Source organism: Chelativorans sp. Marseille-P2723 (genome assembly GCF_902809845.1).
Lineage (GTDB): Bacteria > Pseudomonadota > Alphaproteobacteria > Rhizobiales > Rhizobiaceae > Chelativorans.
Window position 1 is genome coordinate 286,643 of record NZ_CADDWI010000007.1, and the last position, 12,923, is coordinate 299,565.

The window sequence follows — 12,923 nt, forward strand, 5'->3', positions numbered from 1 at the left end:
CTGGCCGCAGCTTCGCGAGCTGCCGCGAATGCTCACATTCCGGGTCATCGCTTTTTCCTCGATATGGGCGATCATCGCGCTCGTGGTGATCGCCACCGTCATCTCTACGCTATTTCGGCAGGTCAGCCAGCGCGGTTTCGAGACCGTCCTTTCAGCGCATCTGTTCAACCTTATCGCATCGGTCAGTGCCTCTGAAACGGGGTGGCTGGCGGGTAACCCGAACCTTGGCGACTTGCGCTTTTCGCAGCCTCTTTCGGGCTGGTACTGGTCAGTCGAGCCGACGATGGAAACGCTTAACAACGAACTCCGCTCGCCTTCGCTAACGGAGCCGGTACCTTCCCCGCCGCTGGCTGCCGTGCCGTTCGACAGGAGCTTTCAGCGCCGTTATCTCGCTGTGGGGCCGGGTGGCGAAGATGTCCAGGTTCTTGAAGCGGAGGTCGTGCTCGGCGAAGGTGACCGCATCGCACGCTTCCGGATCATGGGTAACCGCAGCGAGTTGGAAGAAGAGATTGCCGAGTTCGCGAGGCAGCTCTTTATCTATCTTGCGATCTTCGGCCTTGGGATGGTTGCCATCAATGTCTTTGCGATTCTGGTGGCGCTGAAGCCCCTGAGCGGCATCCGCCGAGCACTGGCCAATATCCGCGCCGGTACAGCCGAGAGGCTGTCAGGCCCGTTCCCGGCCGAAATAGAGCCATTGGCGGAGGAAACGAACGCTCTCATCGAGAGCAATCGGCGCATCATAGAGCGCGCGCGAACACAGGTCGGAAACCTTGCCCATTCGCTCAAAACGCCTCTGGCGGTGCTGATGAATGAGGGAAGGGCGCTTGGTGATGAACGCGGGGCTCTAATCTCCTCTCAAGCCTCAGCCATGCAGAACCAGATCGACCACTATCTTCAGAGGGCCAGGGCCGCTGCTCAACGCAACACACTCACCGCCCGCAGCCCGGTGAACCATACGCTGAAACGGCTTGCTCGTGTTGCGGAGAAGCTTAACCCGGACAAGCATCTTACCCTTGTGCTTCCGAACGACGATGTGGTCTTTGCCGGTGAGCGTGAGGACCTTGAAGAGATTGTTGGGAACGTTTTGGAGAATGCAACGAAGTGGGCCCGTGCGCATGTCAGCCTGACCTTGCAGGCTCCGGTAGGTGCAGAGGCGGGAAGGTCAGGCTTCCTGATCGCGATTGAGGATGACGGTCCGGGAATTCCGGAGCGTTATGCGCGCAGGGCGTTGCAGCGAGGAAGACGACTGGACGAATCGAAGCCCGGAACCGGCCTGGGGCTTTCTATTGTTGCTGACATCGTGGAGGATTACAGTGGAAACGTCCTGCTGGAGCGGGCGCAGCTTGGAGGGTTGCGGGTGGAGATTATCCTTCCGGCGGCGTAATTTCTTCGACAAACTTCCGACATAGATGGGCTATAGTCACGCTGTCGCTCACAGGTTGCGGATTTCAAGGGGCTTCTGAAGCAATGAAATTTCCTGCGATTGCCGTGTTTGCGGTCGCACTTTCGGCCTGCACCTCGACGGCAACGGTACTCCCGTTTGCGCCGGGCCCCGATGGCTTTGCCGACAAGGAGAGTGAAGCCCAGGTTGGTGGTATCGTAGGGGGCGGCCTGATCGAGGGAGACATCAGGACTGATGTGCCGCGGCGGACGCTCCGGGCTGCGATAGAGGCCGAATACCGGGCGCTGGAGGCGACCCCCGCTGGCCAACAGGTTGCCTGGGTGGACGAGCGCAATGGCAATCGCGGAAACGTCACGGCCGCCCAGCCTTATCAGGTCGGCTCGCAGGATTGCCGCTCCTATAGTCACTCCTTCGAAGTTAACGGGACATCGCAGACGGTCCGTGGTACAGCTTGCCGCAATCCTAATGGAAGCTGGACACTACTCGAGTAACCCGGAGGCCCACACCCCGAAGGATCCGAAAGACGCGGCATCACGGCAAAAGGCCGCACACGGTTCGTGTTGGCAGCGACGGCCAGTATGGATATTGAAGACACATGGTATTCTGGGTCCTCGCCGCACTTTTGACGTTCGGCGCATCGATTGCGGTGCTGGGCCCCTTCTTGCGTACTGATGAAAGACGCGCTGCTGGCGCTGAACATGATCTGACAGTCTATCGTGATCAGCTTATCGAGCTGGAGCAGGAAGTCAGGCGGGGAATGATCTCCCAATCAGACGCAGCGGAAGCGAGGGCAGAGATCGGCCGCCGGATCCTTCGGTTGAAAGAGGGCGGGACAACCGAAGACGGTCAGCCACAGAAACTATCCGGAATAGCCGTAAAGGTATTCGCTCTCGTGATGGTGTTGGCGGTTCCGGTGGTGAGCTGGGGCCTTTATGCCTTTTTGGGGTCCCCGGAATTGCAATCCGCGCCGCTGGCAGCGCGATTGACGCAGGACCCCGCGCAGGCTTCCATGGAAGAGCTTATTGTGCGGGCGGAACGTCATCTTGCTGCAAACCCCGACGATGTGCGCGGATGGGAGACACTTGGGCCCATCTACCTGCGCCTTGGCCGCTACCAGGACGCCGTCGCAGCATATCGGCGGGCAATCGAGTTCGGCGGCAGCACTCCGGAACGCGAGGCCGCCTTAGGAGAAGCGCTGGTCGGCGAGAAAGGAGGACTCGTCACTGCAGAGGCCGAAGCCGCGTTCCTACGAGCGCTTGCTGTCGACAATGCTTCCCCACGCGCGCGCTTTTTCATAGCGGTGGCGCGAGCGCAGGAAGGCAGAAACGAGGAGGCCGGCGCAATCTGGGAGGAGATGGCGGCAGGTCTGCCCGAGAATTCCCCCTGGCGAGGCGCAGCTGAGCAGGCGCTGGTTAACCTGGCGAACTTGAGGCGGGAAGGCAGCGCACTTTCCGAAGGGACAAAAGGCGGCATTCCTGAAGAGGAACTGGCAGCCGTAGAAAACATGACGCAAGAAGAGCGTCAGGAAATGATTGAGGCTATGGTTGCAAGCCTCGATACGAGGCTGCGCGAAAATCCTGCCGATTTAAAGGGATGGCAAAGGCTCCTGCGCTCATATGTGGTGCTCGGCCGCACCAATGAGGCAGAAAAGGTGCTTGCGCGGGCAGTAGCAGCACTTGGCGATCAAAGCCAAGAGGCGAGGGAACTGGTACAGTTTGCGACCGGTCTCGGCATATCCGAGGAAGAAAGGTGAGGCTGTGACACGCAAGCAGAAGCGGTTGGCGATCATAGGCATGGGGATGGGATTTTTGGCACTTGCCGCAGGGCTCACCTTCTATGCCCTCGGCCAGCAGACGTCCTACTTCTATATGCCATCCGATCTTCTGACGCGGCCTGCCGCTGCGGGCGAGCGCGTTCGCCTCGGGGGCCTTGTGCAGCAGGGCTCCGTGATACGCGACCAGGGAACGCGCGTGCGTTTTGTCGTCGAGGATGGCGGAAACGCGATCGAAGTGATCTATGAAGGCATATTGCCGGACCTCTTCCGCGAGCAGCAAGGCGTCGTCACAGAGGGCCAGATCGGGCAGGATGGGATTCTCATGGCCGACACCGTTCTAGCCAAGCATGACGAGACCTATATGCCTCGCGAGGTCGCAGAGCGGCTGAAGGAGGAAGGCGTCTGGCAGGAGGAAGAATGAGGATGCGCCAATGAGCGTAGAACTCGGCCACTTCGCCCTTGTTCTGGCGCTAGCTCTGGCGCTTGTGCAATCATTTGCACCACTCGTGGGCGCTCGGCTAGGCCATTCCGCGCTCATGCGCATGGGTGAGCCTGCCGCAATCACGGTTTTCGGGCTGACGGCTGCGGCATTCGCTGCCCTAACATTTGCTTATGTCCAGTCCGACTTTTCGGTACTCAACGTCTGGGAGAACTCCCATTCGGCCAAACCGCTTCTCTTCAAGATCACTGGCACGTGGGGCAACCATGAAGGTTCCATGCTCCTGTGGGTACTCATTCTTGCCCTTTTCGGCGCACTTGTGGCCGCATTCGGCCGCAACCTGCCACCGACCTTGAGGGCCAATGTGCTTGCCGTTCAGGGACTGATTGCCACTGCCTTTCTCCTTTTCATCCTGCTGACGTCCAATCCCTTTACCCGCCTCGTACCGCCGCCGATCGAGGGCAGGGACCTGAACCCGATCCTGCAGGACATCGGATTGGCGATTCACCCGCCGCTGCTTTATCTCGGCTATGTAGGCTTTTCGATTTCCTTCTCCTTTGCGGTCGCTGCGCTGATCGACGGGCGGGTCGATGCCGCCTGGGCGCGTTGGGTGCGGCCATGGACTTTGGCGGCGTGGGCCTTTCTTACCGGCGGCATCGCCATGGGCTCCTACTGGGCCTATTACGAGCTGGGCTGGGGCGGCTTCTGGTTCTGGGATCCGGTGGAAAACGCCTCGTTCCTGCCATGGCTTTCAGGGACGGCGCTGCTTCATTCGGCGATCGTGATGGAGAAGCGGTCCGCACTGAAAATCTGGACCGTGCTGCTCGCCATCTTGACCTTCTCCCTGTCTCTGCTCGGCACATTCCTCGTGCGTTCCGGCGTGCTCACATCCGTGCACGCCTTTGCCACCGATCCTTCGCGGGGCGTGTTCATCCTGGCAATTCTCGTCTTCTTCATCGGCGGCGCGCTTGCTCTATTTGCCCTCCGTGCCGCAGCGCTGACGCCGGGCGGCCTGTTCCATCCGATCTCGCGGGAGGGAGCGCTCGTCCTCAACAACCTGCTGCTGACCACAGCGGCGGCTACGGTGCTCGTCGGAACGCTCTACCCCCTGCTGGTCGAGGCGCTTACGGGCGAAAAGATTTCGGTGGGCGCTCCCTTCTTCAATCTTACCTTCATTCCCCTCTTTCTCCCGCTGCTTGCCGCCGTGCCATTCGGGCCATTGCTCGCCTGGAAACGAGGCGATCTTCTCGCCGCAACCCAGCGGCTCCAGGTTGCCTTTGCACTGTCGGCCATTTGCAGCCTGGCGGGCTATCTGCTGATCGATCGCGCCTCGGCTCTCTCGGCGATAGGGATGGCGCTCGGTTTATGGCTTGTACTCGGCGCAGTAACAGACCTCGCCCTCAAGGCCGGTATTGGCAAAGTCGCGCCGCGAATGGCGCTGCGCAGGTTGGTGGGCCTCCCCCTTTCCATGTTCGGCACGGCTCTTGCCCATGCAGGGCTGGGGCTGACGGTGCTCGGGATTGTCTGCGTGACGACGCTTGAAGTCGAGCGGATCCTGGTGATGCGTCCGGGGGAGACGGTGGAGATCGCGGATTATCACCTGCGCTTTGACAATATGGGTCCATTCACCGGTCCCAACTACACCGAGGATCGCGCCGCCTTCACCTTGTTTTCCGGTGGAGTGGTGCGCGGCGAGATCATATCATCGAAGCGTCTCTATACGGCTCGCGGCATGCCCACGACCGAAGCCGGCATCCGCACCATCGGGCTCAGCCAGCTCTATGTCTCAATAGGGGACAATGTCTCCGACGACGGACTCGTGGTGCGGGTCTGGTGGAAGCCTATGGTAACCTTAATCTGGCTTGGCGCTGTGGTGATGATGGTTGGCGGCGCCGTTTCGCTTATGGACAGGCGCTTGCGCGTCGGCGTACCGGCACCTCGAAGGGCTGCTACTGCCACAGCAGGCAAGAGCGCGCGATGAGAGAGCGCCTCCTTTCGCTGCTGGTCGCATTGGTGCTTTCGCTCGCCGCGGCGGCTCCTGCAGTGGCGGTCCAGCCGGACGAGATTCTAGCTGATCCCGAGCTGGAAACCCGTGCTCGGGAGCTCTCTTCGCAACTGCGCTGCATGGTTTGCCAGAACCAATCCATCGATGATTCCGAGGCAGAACTGGCTCGCGACCTGCGCTTACTGGTGCGGGATCGCATCGAGGCTGGTGATACGGATCAGGAAGTGATCGACTATGTTGTCTCGCGCTACGGCGAATTCGTTCTGCTGAAGCCGCAGCTCAGCGCCCGCAACGCGCTGCTTTGGGCCACGCCCCTCCTTCTTCTTCTCTGCGGTGGCCTCCTTGCATTCATGGCATTTCGCCGCCACGCTCATGCGGCCACTCCACTTAGCGTGGAGGAGGAGGCTGTGCTGGAGAAAATCCTCAAGGAAGGTGATTAAACGCGACGGCGGCTCACATTACAAAAGTTTCATCACCTGGAAATGGCATCGTAAGGTGGCGTGGCCTATCTGTTGAGCCAAGATTAGGACTATGAGATCTAGGTTCGACAGCAAAGGGAGCTGGTTTCGATGACTTCAGAACGAAGTGTACTGTCCAGAACGCGCATGCGCCTCGTGGCGGCCGCCGCTTCTTTGGCGATTGCAGGTGCAGTGGGTTTCGGTGCGGCGAGTATGGTGCCAGGCACTGTGATGGCTGACCCGGTTCGTCTTGAGCAGCCGGTTCAGGCACCGAGCTTTGCCGATGTCGTGGACGCGGTATCGCCAGCAGTCGTCAGCGTGAGGGTGCGCGGCGAAGCTCCGCCTCCCGGCGAGGTCGTTGCTCCATTCTTCGATATGCCGGGCTTCGAGAACCTTCCGGAGAATCACCCCCTACGCCGCTTCTTCGATCAGTTCCGGGAGCCTCCGAGACAAGGGCAGCAACCGCGCCAGCGCGTGCGGCCCATTGCGCAGGGGTCGGGCTTCTTCATCTCTGCGGATGGTTATCTTGTCACCAACAACCATGTGATCGACGGAGGCAACGAATACCTCGTCGCTCTCGATGATGGCACCGAGTTCAAGGCCGAACTTGTTGGCACAGACGAGCGCACGGATCTTGCCGTACTCAAGGTCAATGCAGATTACGAGTTCACCTATGTAGAATTCGCCGATGACAACACCGTACGTGTGGGCGATTGGGTAGTAGCCGTCGGCAATCCCTTCGGTCTTGGCGGCACAGTGACTGCGGGAATTGTCTCGGCGCGCGGGCGCGAGATCGGCGCGGGCCCCTATGACGACTTCATCCAGATCGACGCCGCTGTAAACCGCGGCAATTCAGGCGGTCCGGCGTTCAATCTTGCAGGCCAGGTGGTTGGTGTGAATACGGCTATCTTTTCACCGTCGGGGGGCAATGTTGGTATCGCCTTTGCCATACCTGCATCACTTGCCAAGACTGTCGTCGAGGATCTGATTGAAGACGGAACGGTCAGGCGTGGGTGGCTTGGCGTCCAAATCCAGCCGCTGACGGGCCCCATCGCCGAATCGCTCGGGCTGGAGGAGAACAGCGGCGCCCTGATCGTCGATTCCAATCAGGGTGAGCCGGCAGCCCGGGCCGGCATCCGCCCTGGCGATGTGATTACCGCCGTTAATGGCCGGCGTATCGATTCGCCGAGAGCCCTTGCGCGTGCAATTGCCGAGAGGGATCCTGGCGAAACGGTGGAAGTGACCCTGTGGCGCAACAACGAGACCGTTGAACTCTCGGTTGAACTTGGCGAGATGCCTGGCTCCGAGCAAAGCGCGGCAGCATCGCCCGAGAGCGAGGGGACGCAAGATCCGTCGGCTACAACGACCAGCTTCGGCCTGACGGTCACGCCTGCCGAGGATGGCGAAGGGTTGATTGTCACGAATGTGGAGCCGGGAAGCGCTGCCGATGATAATGGCATTCAGCCCGGCGATGTCATCCGCGCCATCAATTCACGGCAGGTAAGCTCAGTTGAGGATGTGACGGCAGCGATCGAGTCGGCATCCGATGCGGGGCGGACGGCTGTTCTGGTGCAGATCGAGCGCGAGGACGGCAATCGTTTCGTGGCTCTGCCGATCGGCTGAGAAACCGCAGGATGGCCCGTGCGGGGCGGCAACGCTGTCCCGTGCGGCCGTCCTGGCATGCGGGCGGGTGCGCATTGCATGTAGTGTGGGCTGCATGAGAATTCTGATAATAGAAGACGACCGGGAAGCCGCGGGGTTTCTCAAGAAAGCCTTCGCCGAGGCCGGTCATGTGGCTGACGTTGCGGTTGATGGCGAAACGGGCTTCGCCCTTGCTGAAGAGGGCGGCTACGATGTCTTTGTGATCGACCGGATGCTACCCCGCCGCGATGGGCTCTCCGTTATAGCTGGGCTACGCGCAAAAGGCGATACGACGCCGGCGCTCATCCTCTCCGCCTTGGGCGAGGTGGACGATCGAGTGACGGGTTTGCGCGCCGGTGGGGATGACTATCTGACAAAGCCCTATGCCTTCTCGGAACTGCTGGCCCGTGTCGAGGTGTTGAAACGCCGTGCGGGAAGCCGGGACGTGGAAACGCTTTACCGTGTCGGCGATCTGGAACTCGACCGCCTCTCCCACACGGTCAAGCGCAATGGCCAGGAAATAACCCTGCAGCCCCGTGAATTCAGGCTGCTGGAATATCTCATGCGCCATGCAGGACAGGTGGTAACACGTACCATGCTGCTGGAAAATGTCTGGGACTATCATTTCGACCCCCAAACTAATGTGATCGACGTCCACATTTCGCGATTGCGCGGGAAAATCGAGAAGGGCTTCGACAAGCCTGTTCTTCATACGGTACGCGGAGCCGGCTATATGCTCAGAGCCGACTGATGACGGCTCTCCCACCAATCATGAGGACGACGGCGGCCCGGCTTTCCGCCCTTTATCTAATCCTTTTCACGGCCTGCGCGGTCGTGCTCGTCGTCTATGTCAGCTCGCTTTCCACGCGCATGCTCACGGCGCAGACGCGTGAGGCTATTCTTGAAGAAGTGAGCGGCCTTGGACGGGCCTATCAACGGGGCGGCCTGCCCCGACTTGTGCGCGTGATGGAGATCCGTGCCCGCCAGCCCGGGGCCAATCTCTATCTGATCGCAGATCCTTCCGGGCTCATCCTTGCTGGCAATGTGGAAAGTCTTCAGCCGGGTGTGCTCGATGACCCCGGATGGACAGCGCGTGCATTCACCTATCGCCGTTTTGGAGAAGGGGAATCTCCCGGAGAGAAAAACCACTCGGCTGTCGCCCAGATTATCCGCCTTCCCAACCAAATGATCCTGCTGGTGGGACGAGATCTTGGGGAGCCGGAACAATTCCGTGGTGTCATGCGGAGGGCGCTGGTTGTTGCACTCGGCATGATGGGTTTCGGGGCATTGCTCATCTGGTTGTTTGTTGGGCGACGAGCGCTCAGGCGCATAGACAGCGTATCGGAAGCCAGCCGCCAGATCATGGGTGGTGATCTGGGACGCCGGCTGCCGGTCACGGGAGCGGGGGATGAATTCGACCGCTTATCAGAAAACCTGAACCTGATGCTCGACCGGATCGCGGCCCTGAACGAAGGGCTAAAACAGGTTTCGGCGAATATCGCCCATGACCTCAAGACGCCACTGACGCGCCTGCGAAACCGGGCGGAGGCCGCATTGAGCCGAAGCGCCGACCCTTCTGCCGCGCACGAGGCGCTCGAGCAGACTATCGCCGAATCAGATCAGCTTATCCGCACCTTCAACGCGATCCTGATGATCTCGCGGCTTGAGGCCGGTTCCTCGGCCGATAGTACAGAGGACATTGATCTTGCCGCTATCGTGGCGGACGTTGTGGAGCTTTACGAGCCGGTGGCAGAAGAGATGGGGGTGGCCCTCGGGTTCAAGGTGGCAGAGACCGTGCGTGTCGACGGTAATCGGGAACTCATCGGACAGGCGCTCTCCAACATTGTGGATAATGCGATAAAATACTCGGCAGAAGCGACTGAAAAGCCCACCGTCATGGTTTCGCTTCACACGGATGCCGCTTCGGCCCGCCTCGTTGTTAGTGACAACGGGCCAGGCATTCCCGCGGCCGACCGCGAGCGGGCGATGGAACGTTTCGTGCGTCTGGAGGCAAGCCGCAGCCAGCCAGGCTCGGGTCTCGGTCTCAGCCTCGCCAAGGCGGTCATGACCTTCCACGCCGGCGCGTTGGAGCTTTCAGGCAAGAACGATGGACTTTCCGTTGCGATGGTCTTCCCGAAAGGGAAGAGTAAATAATCGTTCAGGCTCGCGCCATGCCGCGGGGGAGGCGGCAGCAAAAGAGGATTGCTGGGTAAGTGTTTGAAGCGACCGCAAAAGGCGAAGATGGCACGAGGTGGTTCGGTGGTCCGGTCCGCGCGCTTGCTCCCCTTGATTCTGCTCATGCGCAGGAGGAACTCGCCGACCTTGCGGAGATCGCTGGCGAAAAAAAATGTCCGCGGTTATCCGTGCTTCTTGCAGGCGATAGCAGATTAGCGGCTTTCCTTGGCGCAGTCTTCAATCTTTCGCCCTATCTGCGGGACTGCGCCCGCTCTATGCCTTGGAGTCTCGAAGCGCTTTTTGACGAGGGATTGAGGACGCGCCTTGAAGCGCTCAATGCAGCCATAGCTGCCGTGCCGTTTGCCGAAGAGGCAAGCGAAGCCAGTGTCATGAAAGCGCTACGCCGTTATAAACGCGAAGCGCATTTCCTGATTGCGCTGGACGATCTGGCCGGTCATGCCGACGTGCGGACGACGGTGGAGAGGCTGAGTACCCTTGCCGGAAATTGCCTGAACGCCGCTGTCGATTTCCTGCTTCGTGACGCCCATCGGCAAGGCAGATTGCGGTTGGCCGATCCGGCCGAGCCGCGGCCAGGCTGTGGCTGGATCATACTGGCCATGGGGAAACTGGGCGCTCACGAGTTGAATTACTCCTCCGATATCGACCTCATCGCCCTTATCGATCCTGAAGCTCCGGCCATTCCTGATCCCATGGAGGCGTCGGAGCTTTTTGTCAGGTTGACGCGGCGCCTGGTAAGGATTCTTCACGATCGCACCGAAGACGGTTACGTTTTCCGCACCGATCTGCGGCTTCGCCCAGATCCCGGTTCCACTCCGTTGGCGATCCCGGTGGAGGCGGCGCTCATCTATTACGAAAGCCGCGGCCAGAACTGGGAGCGCGCGGCGATGATCAAGGCACGGGCGGTCGCAGGCGATGTGAAAGCGGGCGCTGCCTTCCTGGCCGAGCTTCAGCCTTATGTCTGGCGGAAATATCTCGATTTCGCGGCTATTGCCGACGTTCATTCCATCAAGCGGCAAATCCACGCCCATAAGGGACATGGCGCTATCGCCGTCTTGGGGCACAATGTGAAGCTTGGCCGGGGAGGAATTCGCGAAATCGAGTTTTTCGTCCAGACTCAGCAATTGATCGCCGGCGGCCGCTTTCCTGAACTGCGTGGCCGTAATACGGCCGAGATGCTCGACATGCTGGCGGAACGCCGCTGGATCACCCGGGAAGCAGGCGACGCAATGATTGCGCAATACTGGTTCCTGCGGCGGGTGGAAAATGCCGTGCAGATGGTGAGGGACGAACAGACCCATCTGCTTCCTGATACGGATGAGGAGCTCCGCCGCATCGGGTTGATGCTGGGTTATGAGACCGCGGAACACTTTGCGGCGACGTTCCGCAGAGCATTGCAAACTGTGGAGCAACACTATGCCGCCCTCTTCGAGACGGCACCGCAGCTTACGCGCGGCATGGGCAATCTGGTCTTCACCGGCGATGTTGACGATCCCGATACCCTCGCCACGCTCGCCGCGCTCGGTTTCGAACGCCCAAGCGATATATGCCGGGTCATTCGCGGATGGCACTTCGGGCGCTATCGGGCCACACGATCCGCTGAAGCGCGCGAGCGGCTGACGGAGCTCACGCCGGCGCTTCTGGAAGCTTTCGGCAATACGCGGCGAGCCGACGAGGCGCTGCTGCGCTTTGACGAGTTTCTTTCCGGACTGCCCGCAGGCATCCAGCTATTCTCGCTCCTGCAATCGCAACCTCGTCTTCTCGACCTGCTGGTGACCATCATGGGGGCAGCTCCGCGGCTTGCCGCCATCATCACCCGGCGTCCCCATGTCTTTGACGGCCTTTTAGATCCGGCCCTGCTTTCGGAACCGCCAGACCGAGCCTACCTTGCAGAACGGCTTAGCATTTTCCTGGCAGGTGCGCGCACGTTCGAGGAGATTCTTGACCGGCTGCGCATCTTTGCTTCCGAGAAGAAGTTTCTGATCGGCATTCGGCTCCTAACCGGCAGCATCGATGCCGTTCGTGCCGGAAGGGCCTTCTCCGATCTTGCCGATCTTACCATCGGGGCGGCTTTTAACGCTGTTCTGGAGGAATTCGCCATTACCCATGGCCATGTGAAGGGCGGTCGCGTTGCGATCCTGGGCATGGGCCGGCTCGGCAGCCGTGAACTGACGGCCGGATCAGACGTCGATCTCATTCTGCTATACGATCATGCGCCGGACGCCGACGAATCCGTGGGTGCGAAACCGCTTGCACCTCCGCATTATTATGCACGGCTGACACAGCGCCTTATCGCTGCCGTCTCGGCGCCCACCGCAGAGGGCGTTCTGTTTGAGCTTGATCTGCGCCTGCGCCCTTCCGGCAACAAGGGGCCAGTGGCAACACATATAGACGCTTTCCGAAAATATCAGCGCACCGAGGCCTGGACCTGGGAACATATGGCGCTCACTCGCGGGCGGCCCGTCGCAGGGGACGACACCCTTTGTCAGGAAGTAAGGGCGGAGGTGGAGGCTATCGTTTCAATGCCGCGCGACTTCGGCAAGCTCGCAAGCGATGCGGTTGAGATGCGGGAGCTTTTGGAGAAGGAGAAGCCGGCCCGGAGTGTATGGGACCTGAAGCTGGTTTCCGGCGGCGTCATCGACCTGGAATTTATTGCGCAGGTGGCTGCACTGTCGGGCAATGTAAGTGCATCTCCCCGCCCGAGGGCCACGGGCGAAGCGCTGGCGGTTCTTTCGCCCTCCTTCGCGGATGGCCGGACACGGGACGAACTTGCATCCGCCTACCGGCTCTACATGGTTGTAACGCAGATTCTGCGCCTCTGCCTTACCGGCCCCCTTGACCCGAAGGATGTGCCTCCGGGCCTTGCCGATCTCCTTTTACGCAGCGTCGATCTACCGGATATCGGTGTGCTCGAAGCCCATTTGCGAGAGACGGTGAAACGGGTGCGGGAACATTTCGACCGGCTGCTGAAAGGCAGGTAGAATTTCCAGGAAAAATGGATCTCGTTTTTC

At 60.4% G+C, this 12,923-nt stretch carries 10 protein-coding genes; all 10 read left to right on the top strand.

Annotation, left to right across the window (positions count from 1 at the left end; translation table 11 throughout):
* Window positions 1–28: 28 nt before the first annotated feature.
* The 10 genes from HUS57_RS01450 (at window position 29) to HUS57_RS01495 (ending at window position 12,893) form a co-directional block, all read left to right on the top strand.
* Complete coding sequence (locus tag HUS57_RS01450; protein WP_348640548.1) at window positions 29–1,384, top strand: ATP-binding protein; 1,356 nt, start codon at window positions 29–31, stop codon at window positions 1,382–1,384.
* 83 nt (window positions 1,385–1,467) lie between these two features.
* Window positions 1,468–1,893, top strand: a complete 426-nt coding sequence (locus HUS57_RS01455; protein WP_173931150.1) for an RT0821/Lpp0805 family surface protein — start codon at window positions 1,468–1,470, stop codon at window positions 1,891–1,893.
* Window positions 1,894–1,997: 104 nt separating this feature from the next.
* Window positions 1,998–3,155: a c-type cytochrome biogenesis protein CcmI gene (gene ccmI / locus HUS57_RS01460; RefSeq protein ID WP_173931151.1), complete on the top strand. Its 1,158-nt coding sequence runs from the start codon at window positions 1,998–2,000 to the stop codon at window positions 3,153–3,155.
* A gap of 4 nt (window positions 3,156–3,159) precedes the next feature.
* On the top strand, window positions 3,160–3,597 hold the full coding sequence (ccmE, locus tag HUS57_RS01465) for a cytochrome c maturation protein CcmE (RefSeq protein ID WP_173931152.1): 438 nt from the start codon (window positions 3,160–3,162) through the stop codon (window positions 3,595–3,597).
* Between the two features lie 10 nt (window positions 3,598–3,607).
* Window positions 3,608–5,596 (top strand): heme lyase CcmF/NrfE family subunit, encoded by a 1,989-nt coding sequence (locus HUS57_RS01470; RefSeq protein ID WP_173931153.1) that lies wholly within the window; start codon window positions 3,608–3,610, stop codon window positions 5,594–5,596.
* Window positions 5,593–6,060 carry a cytochrome c-type biogenesis protein gene (locus tag HUS57_RS01475; protein ID WP_173931154.1) on the top strand — a complete coding sequence of 156 codons (468 nt, stop codon included), beginning with the start codon at window positions 5,593–5,595 and terminating at the stop codon, window positions 6,058–6,060. The genes HUS57_RS01470 and HUS57_RS01475 overlap by 4 nt, the downstream gene beginning before the upstream one ends.
* 129 nt (window positions 6,061–6,189) lie before the next feature.
* Window positions 6,190–7,701 (top strand): DegQ family serine endoprotease, encoded by a 1,512-nt coding sequence (locus HUS57_RS01480; RefSeq protein ID WP_173931155.1) that lies wholly within the window; start codon window positions 6,190–6,192, stop codon window positions 7,699–7,701.
* Window positions 7,702–7,795: 94 nt separating this feature from the next.
* Window positions 7,796–8,470, top strand: coding sequence for a response regulator transcription factor (locus HUS57_RS01485; RefSeq protein WP_173931156.1), 675 nt, complete (start codon window positions 7,796–7,798; stop codon window positions 8,468–8,470).
* Entirely contained in the window at window positions 8,467–9,873 is a 1,407-nt protein-coding gene (locus HUS57_RS01490) for a HAMP domain-containing sensor histidine kinase (protein ID WP_173931218.1), read from the top strand. The genes HUS57_RS01485 and HUS57_RS01490 overlap by 4 nt, the downstream gene beginning before the upstream one ends.
* A 59-nt stretch (window positions 9,874–9,932) precedes the next feature.
* Window positions 9,933–12,893 (top strand): bifunctional [glutamine synthetase] adenylyltransferase/[glutamine synthetase]-adenylyl-L-tyrosine phosphorylase, encoded by a 2,961-nt coding sequence (locus tag HUS57_RS01495; RefSeq protein WP_173931157.1) that lies wholly within the window; start codon window positions 9,933–9,935, stop codon window positions 12,891–12,893.
* The last annotated feature ends 30 nt before the right edge of the window (window positions 12,894–12,923 follow it).

Coding starts and splice junctions, on each gene's coding strand:
- HUS57_RS01455 (WP_173931150.1), top strand. CDS start 1,468: ATGAAATTTCCTGCGATTGCCGTGTTTGCGGTCGCACTTTCGGCCTGC.
- HUS57_RS01485 (WP_173931156.1), top strand. CDS start 7,796: ATGAGAATTCTGATAATAGAAGACGACCGGGAAGCCGCGGGGTTTCTC.
- HUS57_RS01475 (WP_173931154.1), top strand. CDS start 5,593: ATGAGAGAGCGCCTCCTTTCGCTGCTGGTCGCATTGGTGCTTTCGCTC.
- HUS57_RS01450 (WP_348640548.1), top strand. CDS start 29: ATGCTCACATTCCGGGTCATCGCTTTTTCCTCGATATGGGCGATCATC.
- HUS57_RS01470 (WP_173931153.1), top strand. CDS start 3,608: ATGAGCGTAGAACTCGGCCACTTCGCCCTTGTTCTGGCGCTAGCTCTG.
- ccmI (WP_173931151.1), top strand. CDS start 1,998: ATGGTATTCTGGGTCCTCGCCGCACTTTTGACGTTCGGCGCATCGATT.
- HUS57_RS01480 (WP_173931155.1), top strand. CDS start 6,190: ATGACTTCAGAACGAAGTGTACTGTCCAGAACGCGCATGCGCCTCGTG.